This is a genomic window from Rhodococcus sp. UFZ-B548, from assembly GCF_903819475.1.
Taxonomy (GTDB): Bacteria; Actinomycetota; Actinomycetes; order Mycobacteriales; family Mycobacteriaceae; genus Rhodococcus_F; species Rhodococcus_F erythropolis.
On sequence record NZ_CAIJDS010000023.1, the window covers coordinates 80,882 to 99,479 of the forward strand.

22 protein-coding genes are annotated in these 18,598 nt (G+C 62.3%); 4 read left to right on the forward strand and 18 right to left on the reverse strand.

What is annotated here, in order from left to right; all coding sequences use genetic code 11:
• The first annotated feature begins 71 nt into the window (after positions 1 to 71).
• On the forward strand, positions 72 to 1,280 hold the full coding sequence (locus tag H7C86_RS20190; RefSeq protein WP_007731694.1) for an aspartate transaminase: 1,209 nt from the start codon (positions 72 to 74) through the stop codon (positions 1,278 to 1,280).
• Positions 1,281 to 1,305: 25 nt separating this feature from the next.
• Complete coding sequence (locus tag H7C86_RS20195; RefSeq protein ID WP_007731695.1) at positions 1,306 to 1,974, forward strand: 4-carboxy-4-hydroxy-2-oxoadipate aldolase/oxaloacetate decarboxylase; 669 nt, start codon at positions 1,306 to 1,308, stop codon at positions 1,972 to 1,974.
• Positions 1,975 to 2,033: 59 nt separating this feature from the next.
• Here H7C86_RS20195 and H7C86_RS20200 read toward each other — a convergent pair whose 3' ends face one another.
• From H7C86_RS20200 to H7C86_RS20225, 7 genes are all read right to left on the reverse strand, one after another.
• Positions 2,034 to 3,077 (reverse strand): L-idonate 5-dehydrogenase, encoded by a 1,044-nt coding sequence (locus H7C86_RS20200; protein ID WP_054827404.1) that lies wholly within the window; start codon positions 3,075 to 3,077, stop codon positions 2,034 to 2,036.
• An 11-nt stretch (positions 3,078 to 3,088) separates the two neighbouring features.
• Positions 3,089 to 3,844 carry an SDR family oxidoreductase gene (locus H7C86_RS20205; RefSeq protein WP_042950374.1) on the reverse strand — a complete coding sequence of 252 codons (756 nt, stop codon included), beginning with the start codon at positions 3,842 to 3,844 and terminating at the stop codon, positions 3,089 to 3,091.
• 95 nt (positions 3,845 to 3,939) lie between these two features.
• Positions 3,940 to 4,488 (reverse strand): MFS transporter, encoded by a 549-nt coding sequence (locus tag H7C86_RS37295; protein ID WP_259349252.1) that lies wholly within the window; start codon positions 4,486 to 4,488, stop codon positions 3,940 to 3,942.
• The gene (locus H7C86_RS37300) at positions 4,488 to 5,273 is read right to left on the reverse strand and encodes an MFS transporter (RefSeq protein ID WP_259349253.1); all 786 of its coding nucleotides are present in this window, start codon (positions 5,271 to 5,273) and stop codon (positions 4,488 to 4,490) included. The genes H7C86_RS37295 and H7C86_RS37300 overlap by 1 nt, the downstream gene beginning before the upstream one ends.
• A complete protein-coding gene (locus tag H7C86_RS20215; protein ID WP_020905841.1) occupies positions 5,270 to 6,343 on the reverse strand; it encodes a biotin-dependent carboxyltransferase family protein in 1,074 nt (357 codons plus the stop codon). The genes H7C86_RS37300 and H7C86_RS20215 overlap by 4 nt, the downstream gene beginning before the upstream one ends.
• Positions 6,336 to 7,043 (reverse strand): allophanate hydrolase subunit 1, encoded by a 708-nt coding sequence (locus H7C86_RS20220; protein WP_259349254.1) that lies wholly within the window; start codon positions 7,041 to 7,043, stop codon positions 6,336 to 6,338. The genes H7C86_RS20215 and H7C86_RS20220 overlap by 8 nt, the downstream gene beginning before the upstream one ends.
• Positions 7,040 to 7,843, reverse strand: a complete 804-nt coding sequence (locus H7C86_RS20225) for a LamB/YcsF family protein (RefSeq protein WP_007731705.1) — start codon at positions 7,841 to 7,843, stop codon at positions 7,040 to 7,042. Before H7C86_RS20225 ends, H7C86_RS20220 begins: the two co-directional genes overlap by 4 nt.
• Positions 7,844 to 8,034: 191 nt before the next feature.
• Here H7C86_RS20225 and nac point away from each other — a divergent pair, with 191 nt between their 5' ends.
• Entirely contained in the window at positions 8,035 to 8,958 is a 924-nt protein-coding gene (gene nac, locus H7C86_RS20230) for a nitrogen assimilation transcriptional regulator NAC (RefSeq protein WP_030535780.1), read from the forward strand.
• Here the strand turns inward: nac and H7C86_RS20235 are convergent.
• From H7C86_RS20235 to H7C86_RS20245, 3 genes are read right to left on the reverse strand one after another with little or no spacing between them, the layout of a single operon-like run.
• On the reverse strand, positions 8,952 to 9,878 hold the full coding sequence (locus tag H7C86_RS20235) for a D-isomer specific 2-hydroxyacid dehydrogenase family protein (protein WP_182262125.1): 927 nt from the start codon (positions 9,876 to 9,878) through the stop codon (positions 8,952 to 8,954). The two genes, nac and H7C86_RS20235, sit on opposite strands and share 7 nt — an antisense overlap.
• 45 nt (positions 9,879 to 9,923) lie before the next feature.
• Complete coding sequence (locus H7C86_RS20240) at positions 9,924 to 10,706, reverse strand: SDR family oxidoreductase (protein ID WP_182262126.1); 783 nt, start codon at positions 10,704 to 10,706, stop codon at positions 9,924 to 9,926.
• Complete coding sequence (locus tag H7C86_RS20245) at positions 10,703 to 11,224, reverse strand: gluconokinase (RefSeq protein ID WP_182262127.1); 522 nt, start codon at positions 11,222 to 11,224, stop codon at positions 10,703 to 10,705. The genes H7C86_RS20240 and H7C86_RS20245 overlap by 4 nt, the downstream gene beginning before the upstream one ends.
• A gap of 196 nt (positions 11,225 to 11,420) precedes the next feature.
• On the opposite strand from H7C86_RS20245, the gene H7C86_RS20250 reads away from it, so the two are divergent.
• Positions 11,421 to 11,999, forward strand: coding sequence for a hypothetical protein (locus H7C86_RS20250; protein WP_024488167.1), 579 nt, complete (start codon positions 11,421 to 11,423; stop codon positions 11,997 to 11,999).
• Positions 12,000 to 12,010: 11 nt separating this feature from the next.
• Here the strand turns inward: H7C86_RS20250 and yut are convergent, their stop codons facing one another.
• From yut to H7C86_RS20290, 8 genes are read right to left on the reverse strand one after another with little or no spacing between them, the layout of a single operon-like run.
• Positions 12,011 to 13,054: an urea transporter gene (gene yut / locus H7C86_RS20255; RefSeq protein WP_097388020.1), complete on the reverse strand. Its 1,044-nt coding sequence runs from the start codon at positions 13,052 to 13,054 to the stop codon at positions 12,011 to 12,013.
• Positions 13,055 to 13,088: 34 nt separating this feature from the next.
• Positions 13,089 to 14,036, reverse strand: coding sequence for an urease accessory protein UreD (locus H7C86_RS20260; protein WP_182262128.1), 948 nt, complete (start codon positions 14,034 to 14,036; stop codon positions 13,089 to 13,091).
• Positions 14,033 to 14,674, reverse strand: a complete 642-nt coding sequence (gene ureG / locus H7C86_RS20265) for an urease accessory protein UreG (protein WP_007731713.1) — start codon at positions 14,672 to 14,674, stop codon at positions 14,033 to 14,035. The genes H7C86_RS20260 and ureG overlap by 4 nt, the downstream gene beginning before the upstream one ends.
• A 10-nt stretch (positions 14,675 to 14,684) precedes the next feature.
• The gene (locus H7C86_RS20270) at positions 14,685 to 15,398 is read right to left on the reverse strand and encodes an urease accessory protein UreF (RefSeq protein WP_042921156.1); all 714 of its coding nucleotides are present in this window, start codon (positions 15,396 to 15,398) and stop codon (positions 14,685 to 14,687) included.
• Positions 15,382 to 16,029, reverse strand: a complete 648-nt coding sequence (gene ureE / locus H7C86_RS20275) for an urease accessory protein UreE (protein WP_007731715.1) — start codon at positions 16,027 to 16,029, stop codon at positions 15,382 to 15,384. Before ureE ends, H7C86_RS20270 begins: the two co-directional genes overlap by 17 nt.
• 9 nt (positions 16,030 to 16,038) lie before the next feature.
• Positions 16,039 to 17,757 carry an urease subunit alpha gene (locus H7C86_RS20280; RefSeq protein ID WP_003943847.1) on the reverse strand — a complete coding sequence of 573 codons (1,719 nt, stop codon included), beginning with the start codon at positions 17,755 to 17,757 and terminating at the stop codon, positions 16,039 to 16,041.
• A gap of 35 nt (positions 17,758 to 17,792) precedes the next feature.
• Positions 17,793 to 18,230, reverse strand: coding sequence for an urease subunit beta (locus H7C86_RS20285; RefSeq protein ID WP_003943812.1), 438 nt, complete (start codon positions 18,228 to 18,230; stop codon positions 17,793 to 17,795).
• A gap of 29 nt (positions 18,231 to 18,259) precedes the next feature.
• Complete coding sequence (locus tag H7C86_RS20290; protein ID WP_007731718.1) at positions 18,260 to 18,562, reverse strand: urease subunit gamma; 303 nt, start codon at positions 18,560 to 18,562, stop codon at positions 18,260 to 18,262.
• Positions 18,563 to 18,598 lie beyond the last annotated feature (36 nt).

Sequence of the window (18,598 nt, forward strand, 5' to 3'; positions counted from 1 at the left end):
TCACCGAGTGAGAACTGTGGCTCGTCGACGACGGGAATCCACGCTCACCCCGGACCCAGGAGCAGACCATCATGGCGACTTTCGTTCCGGCTGCGCGCGTCGACAGAATCAGGGAGTCGCCGAGTGTGGCTGCCGCACAACGAGTGCGCGAGCTGAAGGCCCAGGGCCGTGAAATACTCGACCTGACCGTCGGGGAGCCCGATTTCGACACACCCGACAACATCAAGTCTGCGGCGATCACTGCGATCAACACGGGTCAGACCAAGTACACCGCAGTCAACGGCATCCCGGCTCTACGCGAGGCAATCGCAGCACGCGCGGCTTCGCGAACCGGAATCCAGTACGCGGACAACCAGATCACCGTCGGCGGCGGCGCGAAACAGGTCATCTTCCTCGCTCTCATGGCGACGGTCGAAGCCGGCGTCGAGGTTATCGTTCCCGCCCCTTACTGGGTTTCGTACCCGGATATGGTCCTCGCTCACGACGGAACTCCGGTGATCGTTCAGTGCGAGGAGTCCGACAACTTTCTTCTCACAGCCGAAGCACTATCCGCTGCAATCACTTCGAACACCAAGTGGGTCATCCTCAATGCCCCTGGCAACCCCACCGGATCTGTGTACACCCGCGAGCAGCTGCAGGCCCTCGCCGAAGTGATCGAGGCCAATCCCCATGTCAGTGTGTTGGTCGACGAGATCTACGACGAGATCAACTTCGGCGACGCTCCGATCCCGAGTCTGCTGCAGGTCGCTCCGCACCTCCGTGATCAGGTACTGGTCACCAACGGAGTCTCCAAGTCTCATGCCATGACCGGGTGGCGACTCGGATACGGACTCGGAAATTCCGGATTGATCGGCGCCGTCAACAAACTGCAGGGTCAGAGTTCTTCCTGCCCGTCCTCGATCAGCCAGGCCGCAGCCGTGGAAGCCCTCACCGGCGACCAGAGTTTCCTCACCGAATCCGTACGAAGTTACCGACGACGACGCGACCTCTCGGCTCACCTCCTCAGTGTTGTCCCCGGGCTCGAGCCCGTCGTGCCGCAGGGTGCGTTCTACCTGTTCGTCAACTGTGCCGGCTTGATCGGCAAGCAGACCCCGGATGGCACCGTGATCGAGTCCGACCAGGATCTCGTCCTCTATCTCCTCGACGAGGCGTCGGTTGCCACCATTCAGGGTTCGGCTTACGGCGCATCGCCGTACTTCCGTATCTCCTTCGCCACCTCCGAGGCTGTCCTCGAAAAGGCCGCGGCACAGATCGCCGCGGCAGTCGAACGCCTTTCCTGATCTTTCATACTTTCTGGAGTACAAGATGATTCACGTCAAGACGAAAATTGATCGCGCGGACAAGGACCTGATTGCCGAACTGGGGACGTTCTCCGCGGCCACGATTCACGAGGCACAGGGACGTAAGGGCTCGCTGCATCCGGCGATCAAGCCGATCGACCGCGACATGAAGTTCTGCGGCTCCGCTTTCACAGTCAAGTGCCATCCCCGCGACAACCTCATGCTGCAGGTTGCGATCAGCTACGCACAGCCGGGTGACGTCCTGATCGTCTCTTCAGGTGATCAAGCCGCCGGCCAGTTCGGCGATGTTCTGGCCAATGCCTGTGTTGCGCGCGGCATTACCGCACTGGTCACCGACGGCGGAGTGCGCGATACCCGGGAGATCCGCGAACTCGGATTCCCCGTCTTCTCCAAGCACGTGTACATCGAGGGAACCGTCAAGGAATCTCTCGGCCCGATCAACCATCCCCTGGTCTTCGGAGAACAGGTCATTTATCCCGGTGACGTCGTCAAGGGTGACTGCGACGGCGTTGTCGTGGTCCGCCGCGAGGAGGTTGCCGAGGCAATCGAACTCTCGCGTGCCCGTGACGAAGCCGAAGCCGGGTACATCGAGCGTTACAAGCGGGGAGAGACCCCACTCGAGGTGAGCAATCTGACTGCTCTGCTGGAAGCCAAGGGCCTGGTGGTCGAATAACCTGCTGTGCGCCTTTATTAACCGCCCGCGGTTAATAAAGGCGCACAGGGTCGAAGGACTCAGAACCGCAACAGCACCTTCCCCGACACCGAAGCATCCTTGGCGACTGCGAAGGCTTCCAGAGCTTCCTCGACCGGATATTCGTGTGTGAGAACAGCATCGACAGCAAGCGAACCGTCGGCGAGGGCGAGCAGCACCTCGTCGATTTCGTCGTTGAAGCGGAATGAGCCCACCAACTCCAACTCTCGCGTGATCGCCAGCGAAATGTGTACCGGTTGAGGTCCGGACGGAAGAAGCCCGAGCATAACCACCCGTCCACCGCGCGTCGCCCCGCGAATAGCGGATTCGAGCCCGCGATGATTGCCGGTGCACTCGACGACCACGTCGGCATCGGATGCGGCGACTGCCTCGGCGTCGGTGGCCTCGAGAACCCGATCCGCACCGAGCGTCGACGCGATCTGCAGCGGAACGTCGTGCACGTCGACCGCGGTGATCGACTGCGCGCCTGCTCGTTTGAGCACAGCCACGACCAGTGCGCCGATGGGTCCGCAGCCGACGACCAGCGCCTTCTTCCCGCGTACGTCTCCCGCTCGCGAAACAGCGTGCCAGGCAACGCTTGCCGGTTCGGCTACCGACGCAGTCCGCAGGTCCAACCCCTCGGGCAGTTCCCGGAGCATGCGTGTCGGGAGCACTGCGTATTTCACGAAGGCGCCCTCGGTGTGCGGGTACTGCGCTGCACTTCCCAGGTATGTGCAGCAGGGTGAGAGGTTGGGCCGATCGCTCGGGAACCGAGGAGCGGTCCCACCGGGCGTTGCGGGGTGTACGGCCACGGAAGTTCCGACTGCCGGCCCCGTTCCGTCGGCCGCGGCCGTCACGACCGTGCCGACCACCTCGTGACCGAGCAGCATCGGCGCCTTCAGAATCGACTCCCCCGCCGCGCCGTGCGTCCAGTAGTGCAGATCTGATCCACACACACCGCCGTAGGCGATCTCGATCACTGCCTGCTCGGCGGTCGGCGCAGTCAACGCAACATGCTCGACCCGCAGGTCACCTGCCGCATGGGCCACCACTCCGAGCGTCGTTTCCGGAAGTACAAAACTCATGATGCGCTCTCTCAGTCGTTGCGACGGATGAAGTCGAGGCCACCGGGCACCTGGAAGGTGGGGAGCACCTCGATGAGACCCAGATTGACGTGACCAGGGGCGTCGATCGCGAACTCGATGGTATCCGCGATGTCCTTGGTGGTAATGGATTCGTAGCCTTCGTAGAAGGTCTCCCACGCTTCCTTCATGGCTTCGGGCGTGCCGCCGAGGTTGCGACCGAAGATCTCGGTCTCGACCCGGCCGGGGCAGATCTCGGTCACTCGAATCCGCTTGCCGATGCAGTCGTTTCGCAGCTGGCGCGAAATCTGGTGCACCGCAGCCTTGGTCGCGTGGTAGGCAGTGTGGCCGTAGAAGTTGTACAGGCCGGCGATCGAGCTGATGTTGACGACGTGACCGAGATCGCGCTGCACCATTCCCGGCAACAGAATGCGACACAGGTGCAGCACCGCACGAAGATTCACGTCTACCATCGCGTCGACCGATGCTTCTTCGGCGTCGAGAATATTTCCGGTTGCGGACACCCCCGCGTTGTTGACGAGGATGTCGATCTCCAGTCCGCCGACAGCTTCTGCGAGCGCGGCGGTGTCGGTGATGTCCACGGGCAGAGGGATCATTCCGGTGCGATCGGCAACCTCACCGAGCTTGTCGGCATTGCGGGCGACGCCGTAGACCGTCAGTCCGCGCTTGGTGAACATCTCGGTGACGGCGGCACCCATTCCGGTGTTGGCGCCGGTGACGAGAGCTGTGCGGTAATCGGAGAAAGGCATTGTGTGCTCCTACAGGAAGAAATTGGTATGACCCGGCGGCCGCCGCGGACTGCAGGCGGCCACCGGGCCGGATCAGGAGTGACTCACGCGAGAAGTCACAGAGTGTCGCGTAGCGGAACGTGGGCGCGATCGGTGATGGTGCTGACCGCGATCAGCGTGCCGATTGCAGTGATGACCGCGTAGAAGGCGGGAACGTAGATACCGAATTCGGGGATCAACCAGGTCATCAACAACGGTGCGGTACCACCGAAGAGTGCGGACGAGATGTTGTAGCCCAAACCGTAGGCGGAGTAGCGAACCCGCGTGGGAAACAGTTCGACTATCAGGATGTGGATGACGGCTGTGTGCCCGGCGAAAATCACTGCCATGAGGCATGCACCGAGAACGGCGAGGCCGACGTTGCCGGTCACGATCATGGCGTAGCAGGGGATCGCTCCGATCGCCATTGCCGCAGCAGCACCGGCGATGACCTTCTTGCGACCGATCCGGTCGGAGAGAGCACCCATGAACGGAATCGCGAAGCAGATCGCGACCAGGCTGGAGGCAGTGACGAGAAGCGCCGTCCCGGTGGAGAATCCGATCTGATCGCCTTTGAGGAACGTGGGCATGTACGAGAACAGAACGTAGTAGCCGGAACCGTTCATCAGGGGATGAACAGGGCGAGGATCATGGCGCGGCGGTGCTCGGGAGTGGAGAATGCTTCCTTGAGCGGATTGCGCGACAAACCGCCGGATTCCTTGAGCCGCTCGAAGTTCGGGGTATCGGAGATCGCGCGGCGGATATACCAGCCGATGATTCCCATCGGAATGGCCATGAGAAACGGGATGCGCCACGCCCACGATGCGAGTCCGCCGCCGTTGATCGCTTCAGCATTGAGCCACGGCGACATGGCAAACGCGATCATCGTTCCGGTCAGCAGGGCCAGGAACGACGCGATCTGCGCGTAGCTCGTGATCAAGCCGCGCTTGCCTTCGGGGGCGTGTTCGGCGAGGAACGTCATGGCGCCGGCCGCTTCACCACCGACGGAGAATCCCTGCACGATCCGCAGGAAGATCAGCAGTGCCGGTGCCGCGATACCGATGGCCGCGTAGGTGGGCAGCAAGCCGATACCGGCGGTCGCCACGCTGATCAGCATGATGACGAACACCAACATCTTCTGTCGACCGATCCGGTCGCCGAGGATGCCGCAGACCACCGCGCCGAGGGGCCGAACGAAGAACGAGACCGCGTAGCCGGCGAACACCAGCATCAGCGCGTCGCTCGACTTCGACACGTCGAAGAACACGATGGCCAGTGCCGTCGCCATGAACGCGAAGACACCGTTGTCGTAGAGCTCGACGAAGATGCCGACGCAGCCCGCTGCGACGACTTTCCGGACCTTGCGCGGGTCGGCTACCTGGCCGTCTACCGCTTCGATGGTGTTGGTCATGCTGTCTCCAAAATAGACGCGCGGCGCGGAGCGCTCGCGGGGCGTGTGGTGCCGACGTGGCTCGGTACTCGGGCTTCCGAGGTGTGAAGAGGTATCCGGAGGGTGGTGAATACGTTCTGCACACGCCGCCTCAGCAAGGCGATGCGGTGCTGCTGTTCGCGGTGCTCTGCAACCGCCGTTGCGACGCTGCAGTTCCGGAATCGGACGCGGTGCCCGGGTCGGGCCTGTCCCAGCTGTGAGAGTGAAACGGTGGTGACGACGGCCAGCACCGGATAGCCGGCGGTGACGCCTCTACCTCGATGCAGAACCAGAAGCTCGTTGCCTGCGGGCACTTCGACGGCGCCGATGGGGACGCCGCGAGAGAGGACCTCGCCGGTGCTGGTGCGTTGTGGGAGCGGCTGCTGATCGGTAGATGCCAGCCGCAGCCCGATGTGATTACTCTGATCGCCCACCACGAATTCGGTGCCGAACAGCGCGGCTCCGCTCTCACCGAAGTCTTCGATGTCGGGGCCGTCGGTCACGTCGAGCGTCCACACGTTGCCGAAGGACGGTCGGTCGGGCAGCAACCGGAACAGCGGTAGCCGGAAGACCGGGTGGTCGATCGGCGGGCAGTCGGTGTCGACGACCAGCGTCTCCCCCGCGGTCAAGTGACGGCCGAATCCGAGGACCTGGTCGGGAGCGCAGCTGCCCAGGAGGTAGTCGGCCGCCAGCTCTCCGTGGACGGCGACGTAGACGCGCAATCCGTCGTGGATTCCCGTGACGGCAAGCCGCTGACCGGCTCGCCAGACGATCGGTTCCCACTGCGGTTGCCGATGTCCGTCCACGGTCACCGTTGCGGGTGCACCCGTGACGGCGATCAGCAGATCCGTGGACGCCGACGCTGAAAAGTCGAGTGCCGTCAACTCCAGCAGCGGGGCCTCGCGTCTACTACCCACCAACGCGTTGGCGATCTCCGCGCTGATCTGGTCGGCTGCGCCGCCCGTCGCCTGACCGAATTGCGACGCCGATCCACGCCCCAAATCCTGGACGGAGCTGATTCCGGGAGTCTGGACGGTGACGGTCTCAGCCATGGGGATCACCCCCTACGGGCAGGAGCGAGCGACCGTCGAAATCATCCCATCGATCGGCGTCGATCGCACGGAAGACGAACAGATCGCCCGGGCGGTAGGCAGAAATCTGCTCCGACGCCGGATCGACCAAGATGAGCGGGGTCCGGCCGATCACTGCCCAACCACCGGGCGCAGGCCTGGCCGAAACGACTGCCTGACGTCCGGCCACCGCAACGGAACCGGCCGCGACGTGCGGTCGCGGGCTCGATCGACGCGGGATGGGAAGGCCGAACGCCGGGCCGTCGAGCATCGGGGCGCCGCCGGGTGAGCCGTAGCAACGCATGACCAACGGGGCTGCGGAGTGAAGGCGCACCACTTCGGCTTCGGTGACGCCGAGGAACCGCGCTGTCTCACCCAGGTCCGGGCCGTGTTCGCCCCCGTAGACGACGGGGATCTCGAACGTCCGAGGTTCACCTTCCAGCGGTCGGGGGATAGTCGTTGCTTCGCGAACCAGGCCGCGGACGGCGTCGTGGTCGGTGAGGAGGTTGTCGAACTCGACCAGAAGGGCGTCGTATGTCGGGATGACGCTGACGATGCCGTCGGCACCGAGATCGAAACGTGCAGCGATCGATCGAACGGTGTTCCAGTTCTGCTCGGCGGTCCCGCCGCTGACACTGACGCGAACGGCGGCGTCACCGCAGTCGGCGACGTAGGTCTTCACGCGGAACACCCGACATCACGGGCCCGCCGTGACGCCACGACCCGGGTCAGCGGCGCAATGGTGACACCGGCGGCCTCGAGCGCGGCGCGAATCGCCTTCGCGTTCGCGACGGCACCGGGGTTGTCACCGTGCACGAGGACCGTATCGGCGACAACCGGGATCAACGTGCCGTCCACAGCTTCGACGACTTCCTCGACCACCATCCGAACGGTCCGCTCGACCAGAACGTCGACGTCGTGAATCACCGCTCCCGGCTCGCTGCGGGGCACGAGAGTTCCGTCGGAGTTGTATGCGCGATCCGCGATTCCGACGATGCCGACGCTCAATCCGCGGGCAGTCGCCTCGTCGGCCAACGCCCCGTCCTGGGCGAGCACGATCAACGACGGATCGAAGGCCGCGACCGCATCGACGACGGCGCGCGCGTAATCCTGGCGTACGGCAACAAGATTCCCGAGCTTGCCGTGGGGAGCGATGTGCGACAACGACGTTCCGCTCGCGACCGCAAAGGCGTGAAGGGCGCCGAGTTGGAACAGCACGTCGGTTCGGACCTCGTTCTCACTGAGATCCATCGCGCGACGTCCGAATCCGGCGAGGTCCGGAAAACTCGGATGCGCGCCGATGCCGATACCGCGCGATACGCACCCCCGCACGGTCGCATCCATGGTTCGTGGATCGCCTGCATGGAATCCGCAAGCGATGTTGGCCGAAGTCAGCGTGTCGAGCAGAGCATCGTCGGCGCCCATGGTCCACGTGCCGAAACCTTCGCCGAGATCGGCGACAAGATCGATGCTGGTTGCCATTTCGGTCCTTCCGGTTCGTTTACTTGTTCGTACGGGCGCCGTTGCCCGTGGTTGGTCCGACTGTCGAAGTTCTGTGTGTCGACTTCGGTGTTTCTGGGACGCTACTCAGGAACGCCAAAGGGTTGTTAATACCGTTTCGCGTTGGGGTGATCGGAATTCGATATGTCCGTTGAGCTGGTAGTTTGCACAGCATGGACACGAGAAGGCTCTACTCGTTCGTACGAATTGTCGATGCCGGCAGCATCACCCGAGCCGCCGACATCCTGCACATCGCACAACCCGCCCTGAGCCAACAGATGACGTCGCTGGAAACGCAGTTCGGTCAGCAACTTCTGATCCGCAGCAAACAGGGTGTCGAGCCGACCGATGCGGGGCACGCACTCTATCGGCATGCTCAGGTGATTCTGCGTCAGGTGGAGAGTGCCCAGGCCGAGGTGTCCGTGGTCGGACGGGCGCTGGCGGGTGGCGTCTCGGTCGGCCTCGCCCCGTACAGCACCGCGACGGCAATCGCCTTGCCGCTCTTGGCCCGTGTGCGCGAGCAGCACCCGAATATCTTGTTGCACATCAACGAGAACTTCGGTGGCGTGCTCAGCGAAGCGATGATGACCGGTCGCATGGATCTGGCGTTGTTGTACGACGCCGGCCCGATCAAGGGTGTGACGTTCGAACGCTTGCTCACCGAGGAGCTGGTGGTGGTTGCCCCGTTCGGTACCGGACTGGCAGGCGAATCGGGATCCGACATCTCCCTGCCCGAGATCGCCGAACTGCCACTATTGCTTCCGGGTCGGATGCACACCATCCGCAAGGTGGTGGAGCAGGCTTTCGACCGTGCAGAGCAGCAACCGAACGTCGTGGCCGAAGTGGAATCGGTGATGACGCTGTCCGAGGCCGTACGCACCGGATTGGGCGCGACGGTTCTGCCGTGGTCGGTGGCCCGCAGGGTCATGGACGTCGAAGCGCTCGAGCTACGACGCATCGAGCCGGGCATCGAAGTGCATGTCTCCCTTGGCACCCCGGCCAATCAGCCCCTCTCCAAACCGGCCGAGGCGGTGCGCGATGTTCTGCGCACCGTCGTTGCCGATTACGTGAAGGGAACCAACGCGAGCGGTCAGTAGCCCGCCGACGGATCGATCACGGCGGCGAGGTCCTCACCTGCGGCGAATCGGGCGACGTTGGCTGCAACGTGATCTGCCAGGACGCGGGTGAGCGTCGTAGCCGGGTTGGCGACGTGTGGAGTGATGATCGCGTTGGGCAGCTTCCACAACCGATGCCCGTCCGGCAACGGCTCGGGATCGGTGACGTCCAGTGCCGCCCCGCCGATCGAACCGGCTTCCAGTGCGTCGACCAATGCGTCCGTGTCGACGAGGGTGCCACGCGCGATGTTCACGATCCAGCTCGACTCCGACATCTGGTCCAGTTCGGCCTTGCCGACCAGATGCCGCGTCGCGGATGTCGACGGTGCTGCGATCACGAAGTGATCTGCCTTGGACCAGATTTCGCCGGTGCGGTCGGTCGAGAGCGTTTCGGAAGCACCCTCGACAGGGGTCCCGGAGCGGGTGATCGCGATGACCTTGACTTTGGACGCGGCGAGGTACGGGATCAACGCACGGCCGATTCCGCCGCAACCGATGATCGCCACTGTCGAGCCCTGCAAAGTGCCCACCCGCGGGTCGAACTCTTCCTTGCGCCACGACTGCGCCGCCAATTGTTCGGGGAGAGAACGAACTCCGGCGAGGAGAAGCATCATCGTATGTTCGGCAACATTGCCCGCGTACGCTCCGGCAGCAGACGTCCAGACCCGCTTGTCGTCGATCACCCCGGCGTCGAACCAGGGCTCGATGCCGGCGAACGGCAACTGCACCCAGCGAACCGAATCGGGTAGCGACGACGGGAACGTCTCCGGCCCGTGTACCCACACGACGCCCTCGGCGTCTGCCAGTGGAACGAGAACTCCACCGGCTCGGCGTATTCCGTCGGCGACGTGAGGATCCTCGACGGGACCGAGGTGGATACGAGGGGCGCTGGCGTCTGTCATGTGGGTGCTTTCTGTTCGAGTAGCGGACGATCTAACAGCGGACAATCAGACGACGGCCGTCATTCCGCCGTCGACGTAGAGGATCTGACCGTTGACGAAATCCGAAGCCGGGGAGGCCAAGAACAGTAGCGACCCGATCAGCTCCTCGGTACGGCCCCAACGTCCGGCGGGTGTCCGCTTGGCGAGCCACGCGGTGAACTCCGGATCGTTGACCAGCGCAGAGGTCAGTTCGGTGTCGAAGTATCCCGGTGCGATCGCGTTGATCTGCAAACCGAAGGGTGCCCAGTCGGCGCACATTCCGCGGGTGAGCATCTTGAGCCCGCCCTTGCTGGCCGCGTACGGTGCGATTCCCGCTCGGCCGAGCTCGCTCTGCACCGAGCAGATGTTGACGATCTTCCCGTGTCCGCGCTCGACCATGCCGCGGGCGAATTCACGTCCGACGTAGAACGCACTGGTCAGGTTGGTGTCCATGACACGCCGGAAGTCGTCGTCGCCGAACTCGAGAAGCGGGGCGCGGTGCTGCACGCCGGTGTTGTTGACAACGATCTCGACCGGGCCGACCTCCGCCTCGATGCGTGTCGCCGCATCCCGGACGGCAGCCGAATCGGTGACGTCGAAAGCGAATGCGTGCACCGTTGCACCGGTCGCGTCGGCGATGCGTCGACGCTCGGCTTCGAGCACGTCGACATTTCGGCTGTTGAGCACCACTACCGCACCCGCCTCGGCGAGACCAGTAGCGAGGGCCGAGCCGATGCCTCGGCTCGAACCCGTCACCAGCGCGACCTTCCCGGAAATGTCGAACGGGCCGGGGCTTGCGGTGCTACTCACGCTGTGACGCTCCTCTGAGATGTATGGATGTAGTCGACTGCCTCGCCCACCAGTGTGCTCGGTTTGGATACGACATTCAGCGTGATGCCGCGCTCGTCGTCCGTAAGCGGTTCGAGAGCCTCGAACTGGGAGATGAGCAGACTCTCCGGCATGAAGTGCCCGGCGCGGGAACGCATACGTGCGGAGATAGTCTCGAATTCACCGTCCAGGTGGACGAACTGCACGTCAAGACCGTCCGGGCGCAACCGGTCCCGATAGTCCTTCCGCAGAGCCGAACAGGCAACGACGCCTGTTCGTCCCGCATCGGCACGCCCGGACAACCAGGCCGCGATCGCGTCGAGCCACGGCACGCGATCTTCGTCGGTCAACGGTGTCCCCGAACGCATCTTGGCGACCTTGGACTCGGGATGCAGATCGTCACCGTCGACGAAGTCTGCTCCGAGAGACGTGGCGAGACCTACTGCCACGGTGCTCTTTCCCGCACCGGCCACACCCATCACAACTACCTGCACGGTCATGCTTCGACCATGCCCGACTACCGGAGGCCAGACAATACTCGAGCGATACCGGTTCGCGAGGGTGCCATAGCGGAACGATCTATTGGTTAAGTTCTAAGTCGAATGGGACTGCCCGACGGTGTCGGTGGTAGACGGTAATTTCACGACGGCATGGCCAGATACGTGAACGAATCAAACCGGCGGGGGCAATCGAACAATGAACAGCAATCAGTTCTCTCTCCTACTGCTGACTACGGTGATCGGCGCCCTTGTGGGCGCATACAACATCCACGTCACGAAGCGAACAGAAACGCAGAAAGAAAATCTCGCGTGGGAGATCGCGATAAAGCAAGAAAAGAACGCCTCCAGAGATTTCCTGAAGTCCAAAAGACAAGAATCTTACGGGATCTACTGGGCGGCTCGATCGAATTGGATTGCAGCATATTCGGCTTACTCCTGGATCGGACAGGTGTGTCGCGCCAATCCCGCACCTCAAAATAGCCAGCTATTCTACGCCAACCAAGGTATCCTGAACGACGCTACAAACCAACTTCGAAGCTCCAGCCTTAAAGCCATGATCGTCGGATCAGGGGCCATCGCACGCTATCTCGAGAACGAACTCGACATAGTAAACGGGGTTGTCATTGCCCTTTCTTCGGCTGCCCAGCCAGGTAGCGATGTGACCGTGGTGGACGAGATGTACGGATCTAGCTTTTCCCGACTTGGCGAGATGACTCTTCACTCAGACGATTTCGTTACCTTAGCCAGACGCGACCTCGATGCGACTGAAGTCTGACCAAACCACGCTCAGCCGTTCGCCTTTGCGATCGAATCCTTGCCTTCGGCCGCTCCGCCCTCGATGGTGTCGTGCTGGATGGGAACGAACTTCTTCTTCGGCAGCAGGAACAGCCACGTCGCGAAGACGAACGGGCCCGTTCCGGCCGGCAGGCTGATCGGAGCGAACGCAGACACCAGCGTGCCGTGGATGACAACAGTGACCAACACTCCGAAGACGGTGTAGACGAACACACGCCACGACGGGTTGTAGAACACCGATCCGAGAGCAATTGCCGTCAGCACCGAACTGAGCCCGTAGAGACCATTCCCGATGTCGACGGTGTTGGCGCCCAGCGCCAGTACCGAACCCATCGCTATCGCGGAACCGATGAGCGCGAACAACGCCGCCCAACGCGACGCGACCAGCAGCGCGATCACGAAGATAATGCCGGTGACAGTGTTGTTGATCAGAAAGATCTGGGAGACGTTGCGAAACAGCGTGTCCCACAGGAAGTTGAAAGTGATGTCGGCATGAACCGACGCGTCCCCGATGTGCTGGGGAAACTGGCCGGCGCTGAGGTCCGACGTTTCGATCCGCAGGAACTGGAACGCCGCGAGGAGGAAAAACCAGTTGACGAGGTTGAACGGAAAGGTCAGCGCCGGTACGCCCCACGTCTTGAAGACATTGGCGACAGCCAGGAACGCGATGGTCGACGCGGCAGCTCCCACCACGAGGTAGATCCACAGCATCACGCCACCGGCAAGGAACGTCGGAAATGCAGCTCCCACAAGAATTCCGTTGTATCCGTACAGGCCGATACGCATCGAATCGTCGTCGGAGTGCAGCATCATGCCGGTGACGGTGGATACCACCAGACCCACCAGGGCACCGATCGCGACGGTGAGCGTGTCCGCGGCTATCGCTCCCCAGAAGATACCGACCAGAAACAGCAGGCCCGTCAGCGCATTGCCCTGGAACATCACCTGCCCGGAGCCTTTGAGATTGGTGTCGATAAATCTGAGCACGACGTTCTTGTCCGCGACGTCGTCCCAGGGTTTGGTGATGGTGGTCATCGCACGTCCCTCGATCCTTCTCCGACGATCCGCGTCATCCCCAGAGCGGGACGGGCGGAATGGTGGTGTCCAGAACTGCCTTTCGCACCAGAGCCCAGAAATCACGAACCTTCGCCTTGACGGGTTCGCTCTCCGGACCGAGGACTTTGAAGATGAGACCGGCGTCGTTCGGTAGCCGACTCGCTCCGGAAACGACCTTGCCGTCACGGCCCGGAACTACCTCTTCGAGAATCGCGTCGGCGTGCTCCTTCGGTGTCAGCAGGATGACATTGCCGAACACGTCGTGGTCACCCATGATTCCGCCGTATCGCACGGGGAAGCGTGCCGGTTCGATCACCAACTTCTCGGTGAAGAGATTCTTCCCGTCCGGGCGCTTTGCCTTGATCAAGGTGGAGTACAGGTCGTAGACGAACATCTCTCCGCCGTCGTGATACTTGCGACCCGGCATCACGATCTCCGAGAACAACAGCGTTGCAGTCGGATCCACCGTGATGTCGGTGCGCGCGTAGTACCTCGCGTTGCGGTGTGGGATCGTCACCCCCGGCATCAGTTCGAGATACGAATTCTCCGCGAGCACCACTTTCTGGAGTTGCGACGCGTGATTGGCATCCATCCGGTGAACCTTGGTGGCCGACTGAGTGGTCACGTGCGCGAGAGAACCCGGCTCCATCTCGATGGTCAGGAACAGTCGATCACCTTGCAACACACTGCCGGACGTCGAGATCATGTAGACGCACGGCATGGTCGGCAACGCTTCGTCCCAGTACAGCGCCTGCTGAACGAGCAACGGTGTCTTGCGGTACATGTCCCGCAGAATCGTCTTGTCGCCACGGTCGACAAATCGCATCTCGAGAACGCCGGTCTTCCCGACCTTGCCGGCCGGAGCCTGCTTCGGCTGGTCCTGGTACTGGTCGAGTTCCGGGATGGTCGGGATCGGACCCGGGAGCGCCCGCGATGCTCCCGGGGCGGGCGGTGCGCTCACGGTGCGCTCGCTCCCACTTCCTCTTCGTCGAAGAGGACTCCGTGCACGATGAGGTCCACCACTTCCTTGATGCCTTCCCCGGTCATGCAATTGGTGAAGACGAACGGCTTGTCGCCGCGCATCCCCTTGGAGTCGCGATCCATGACTCCGAGATCGGCGTTGACGTACGGTGCGAGATCGGTCTTGTTGATGACCAGGATGTCGGACTGCGAGATTCCCGGACCGTTCTTGCGCGGAATCTTGTCGCCTGCGGCCACATCGATGACATAGATGAAGAAGTCGACGAGAGCCGGACTGAACGTCAGTGTGAGGTTGTCGCCGCCACTTTCGATGAACACCACGTCGGTGTCGGGGAACGTCTTCTCCATGTCCTCGACCGCCGCGAGATTCATACTCGGGTCTTCGCGGACGGCGGTGTGGGGGCAGGCTCCCGTCTCTACGCCGACGATACGTTCCTCCACGAGAACACCTTTGAGAGCCTTGCGCACATGCTTGGCATCTTCGGTGGTGACCACGTCGTTGGTGATGATCAGAACGCTGGTGCCCCGCTTGATGAACTCCGGTGTGATCGCCTCGATGAGCGCGGTCTTACCCGAACCCACGGGTCCGCCGATTCCGATGCGCGTTGTCTTCTTCATCGTTCTCCTTCTAGTTCATGAACATTCGGACGTGCGCCTTGACGTGCACCGCAGCCAGAATGTCGATCATCGGGGCGAAATTGGACATGTCGTCGAGTCCGTAGTCACGCACTGCGGCGTACTCATGGCCGGCAGTCTGATTGACCTCGAACAGAATCTCTTGCGTCGCGAGGTGATCGACTCGGACGATACGAAGGGCAGCGCCGAGCAACGTCATCGCGACACCGTACTGATTGACCGTGAAAGCGTCCTCTTCCGGAGAACCCATCTCCGCGAAAGCAATTCCGAGGCCGACGGGGTAGGTACCCGGTGTCTCCCCCGATGCGATCGCGGCCAACCACTTGTTGAACAGGGTCTCACCGGCCAAGCGCCCGCCGAGTTCGGCCAACTTCTTACCCATGCGGGTACTCATCGTGCGTGCTTCTTCGTTGAGTTTGCGTTCGATCACTGCATGATCAGCGGCGAGGATCGCCGAGAAATCACCGGCTGCCGCACCCCGGTGCGCCGCGAGTACGGCGATACCGTCGCACGTCGCGCCCTGATGGGCGGCCGAGAGCACAAACTCCCGCAGCGACGGACCACCCGTGACAATTCCCTGCGCCACGGCCGATTCCAAACCGTTGGAGAACGAGAAGGAACCGACCGGGAACATGGAATCGGAAAACTGCATCATCCGCATCGCGCGGTTGATGCTGAGCCCGGATCCCTCAGACGAGAGGGTCATGGGTATGCCCCTCGCCCTCACGCGCGGCCGCACCGAACAAACGGCGTGCCTCGTGTGGAGCGATGTAGGGAATGACCTCGGCGCCCGGGATGAAGGTGTACTCGATGCCCTCGAAAGCATGTGTCCGCATCACCGAGCCCATGACCGCCTTGTCGACGGTCAACGGAACGTAGACCTTCATTCCCTTCACCACCGCAGGCCAGTGCTGGTTACCCACGGCATGTCCCAACTCCAGGCACGTCTGAATCATCTTCTCGGGCGTGACGTCGACCAGCGCGCTCAGGTCGATCTCCAAAACGTCCTTGAGGTTGATCCTGGCCACGACCACGGTGTTCGCCGGCTCGTCCCACAGCAGAATGTCGCCGTCCTGCAACTGAATACCCCGATCGAGCGAGACGGCCAATTCACGGCCACCGATCGTGGTGCGTCGTAACCGACTCTTCTGCGCTTCCCACTGATCGAGCGACAAGACGTCGACTACCGCATTGTCGAGTCGACCGGCCCACTCCTCGTCGGTCTCCTTCCCGAGCAGCGCGTCGACTCGCGTCGGCTTTCCGCTCGGCGCGGTCATCTCGCCGTGCGTGTGTGGCGTCGCATCGGCGCCGTGCGTGTGTGTGATTGTTCCCGACACTGGAGACCCCTAACTGAAGAAGTAAAGTTGGTTCAAGCGAATGGATTCGGCAGGTTCGACGTATGCGTGGACGCCGTCCGCAGTCACCGCGAAGGTCTCCGGGTCCACCTTGATTTCCGGAGTGGCCGAGTTGCGAACCAGATCACGCTTGGTGACTGTTCTGGTCCCCTCGACAGCAACAACTTGACGTTCGAGACCGAGCCGATCCTTGATACCGTCGTCGAGTGCCGCTCGCGAGACGAACGAGACCGAACTCTGCGGCAACGCCTTGCCGAATCCACCGAACATCGGCCGGTAGATCACCGGTTGTGGTGTCGGGAGCGACGCATTCGGATCTCCCATGGCGTGCCAGCTGATCAGACCGTTCTTGATGATCGTCTTCGGCTTCGCGCCGAAGAATGCGGGCTCCCAGAGAACAAGATCCGCCATCTTCCCGACACCGATCGACCCGACCACATGCGAAAGACCGAACGTCAACGCTGGATTGATCGTGACCTTCGCGACGTAGCGCAACACGCGGAAGTTGTCGTGTGTCGGTGAATCCTCTGGCAGCTTTCCGCGGGACCGCTTCATGCAGTCCGCTGTTTGGATCGCGCGAAGCCAGTTTTCTCCGACGCGGCCCATCGCCTGCGAGTCACTCGAGAACATCGAGATGACGCCCATGTCCTGCAGTACGTTCTCGGCACCGATCGTCTCCGCGCGAACGCGAGACTCGGCAAACGAAACATCCGAGGGCACTTTGGGATTGAGGTTGTGACAGACCATGATCATGTCGAAGAGCTCGGCCTGAGTGTTGATGCCGTACGGCAACGTCGGATTGGTCGACGCCGGAAGTACGTTGTCCTCGCCCGTCACCCGCAGAATGTCGGGTGCGTGACCACCACCCGCACCCTCGCTGTGATAGGTGTGAATGGTACGGCCTTCGAAGGCCGCGATGGTGTCCTCGACGTATCCGGCCTCATTGAGGGTATCCGTGTGAATGGCGACCTGAACGTCCATTTCGTCTGCCACCCGAAGAGACTCACGAATTGTGGCCGGTGTCGCGCCCCAGTCCTCGTGGACCTTCAGACCGGCCGCACCGGCCTTGATCTGTTCGACCAGCGACTGATGCCCGGACGAGTTCCCCTTGCCCAACATGCAGACGTTGACCGGCAAACCCTCGTTGGCCTTGAGCATCATCTCCATGTTCCAGATACCGGAAGTGATGGTGGTGCCGTTGGTTCCATCGGTCGGGCCGATGCCGCCACCGATCAGCGTCGTCACTCCCCCACTGAGCGCGTGGTACGCCTGCTGTGGTGACACGAGGTGCACGTGCGGATCGATGCCGGCTGCAGTGAGGATCATCTGCTCACCGGAAATCGCGTCGGTCGCCGGACCGGTGGTCAGCCCCGGGGTGACGCCTTCCATCGTGCTGGAGTTTCCCGCCTTGCCCCAGCCGACGATCTTGCCGTCTTTGATTCCCACGTCTGCCTTGACGACGCCGATGGTTGCATCGACGATGACCACGTTGGTGATCACGAGGTCGAGGGCACCGTCGATGCTGCACGACTCCGGATCCTGGCCCATGCCGTCGCGCAGCGTCTTGCCGCCGCCGTAGATCGACTCGTCGCCGATCGTTCGAAGATCTTCCTCGACCTCGATGTACAGGTCGGTATTACCCAGCCTGATCTGGTCACCCGTGGTGACCCCGAACAGACCCGAATACTCTTGTCTCGAAATGCTTGTCATGGGTGTTGCTCTCCTTCGTCCGCCGTGAACGAGAATCAGTCGGTTTGAGGTTCGGACAGGAAGCCGAGTTCTTCGGCACGCTGGACGGCTCCGGGGAGCCTCGGCCGGTAGGCGGCGTGGGTCGGCGCCCAACCGTCGACAAGTCCGTTGAAGCCTTGCACTCGTTGCTTGCCGCCGAACGGCACCAACGTCACTTCCTTCTCGTCGCCCGGCTCGAACCTGACCGCCGTGCCCGCGGGAATGTCGAGGCGCCAGCCGAAGGACTGTTCACGATCGAAGGACAACGCGCGATTGACTTCCATGAAGTGGTAGTGCGAACCCACCTGGATGGGACGGTCACCGGTGTTTCGGACTCGCAACTTCAAACGTGGACGGCCCTCGTTGAGTTCGATCGGCTCGTCCCGCAACACGTATCCGCCGACCGGTACTTTCTTCTCGCCGCCGGAATCCTTCTTCGTCGATTTGCTTGCCATCTTGGAGTGCTCCTGACATCTCGGTCGGGCTACTGGATCGGAGAGTGCACGGTGACGAGCCGGCTACCGTCGAGGAACACCGCCTCGACCTGCACACGTGGAATCATCTCCGCCACACCGTCCATCACGTCGTCGACCGTCAAGGCGTGCGATGCGTCGGCCATGACCTCCTCGAGAGTCTTGCCCTCCCGAGCTCCCTCCAGGGCGGCTGCAGTGATAACTGCGACGGACTCCGGGTGATTGAGTTTGAGCCCCTTTGCCTTTCGCCTCAGTGCGACATCCGCCAACATGAGGATTGTCAGCTTGTCGAGTTCTCGCGGTGTCAGATGCATTCTGAACGCTCCTTGTCGATCATGCGGTAACTCCCT

Coding starts and splice junctions, on each gene's coding strand:
- H7C86_RS20190 (WP_007731694.1), top strand. CDS start 72: ATGGCGACTTTCGTTCCGGCTGCGCGCGTCGACAGAATCAGGGAGTCG.
- H7C86_RS20195 (WP_007731695.1), top strand. CDS start 1,306: ATGATTCACGTCAAGACGAAAATTGATCGCGCGGACAAGGACCTGATT.
- H7C86_RS20200 (WP_054827404.1), bottom strand. CDS start 3,077: ATGAGTTTTGTACTTCCGGAAACGACGCTCGGAGTGGTGGCCCATGCG.
- H7C86_RS20205 (WP_042950374.1), bottom strand. CDS start 3,844: ATGCCTTTCTCCGATTACCGCACAGCTCTCGTCACCGGCGCCAACACC.
- H7C86_RS37295 (WP_259349252.1), bottom strand. CDS start 4,488: ATGAACGGTTCCGGCTACTACGTTCTGTTCTCGTACATGCCCACGTTC.
- H7C86_RS37300 (WP_259349253.1), bottom strand. CDS start 5,273: ATGACCAACACCATCGAAGCGGTAGACGGCCAGGTAGCCGACCCGCGC.
- H7C86_RS20215 (WP_020905841.1), bottom strand. CDS start 6,343: ATGGCTGAGACCGTCACCGTCCAGACTCCCGGAATCAGCTCCGTCCAG.
- H7C86_RS20225 (WP_007731705.1), bottom strand. CDS start 7,843: ATGGCAACCAGCATCGATCTTGTCGCCGATCTCGGCGAAGGTTTCGGC.
- nac (WP_030535780.1), top strand. CDS start 8,035: ATGGACACGAGAAGGCTCTACTCGTTCGTACGAATTGTCGATGCCGGC.
- H7C86_RS20235 (WP_182262125.1), bottom strand. CDS start 9,878: ATGACAGACGCCAGCGCCCCTCGTATCCACCTCGGTCCCGTCGAGGAT.
- H7C86_RS20245 (WP_182262127.1), bottom strand. CDS start 11,224: ATGACCGTGCAGGTAGTTGTGATGGGTGTGGCCGGTGCGGGAAAGAGC.
- H7C86_RS20250 (WP_024488167.1), top strand. CDS start 11,421: ATGAACAGCAATCAGTTCTCTCTCCTACTGCTGACTACGGTGATCGGC.
- yut (WP_097388020.1), bottom strand. CDS start 13,054: ATGACCACCATCACCAAACCCTGGGACGACGTCGCGGACAAGAACGTC.
- ureG (WP_007731713.1), bottom strand. CDS start 14,674: ATGAAGAAGACAACGCGCATCGGAATCGGCGGACCCGTGGGTTCGGGT.
- H7C86_RS20270 (WP_042921156.1), bottom strand. CDS start 15,398: ATGACCCTCTCGTCTGAGGGATCCGGGCTCAGCATCAACCGCGCGATG.
- H7C86_RS20280 (WP_003943847.1), bottom strand. CDS start 17,757: ATGACAAGCATTTCGAGACAAGAGTATTCGGGTCTGTTCGGGGTCACC.
- H7C86_RS20285 (WP_003943812.1), bottom strand. CDS start 18,230: ATGGCAAGCAAATCGACGAAGAAGGATTCCGGCGGCGAGAAGAAAGTA.
- H7C86_RS20290 (WP_007731718.1), bottom strand. CDS start 18,562: ATGCATCTGACACCGCGAGAACTCGACAAGCTGACAATCCTCATGTTG.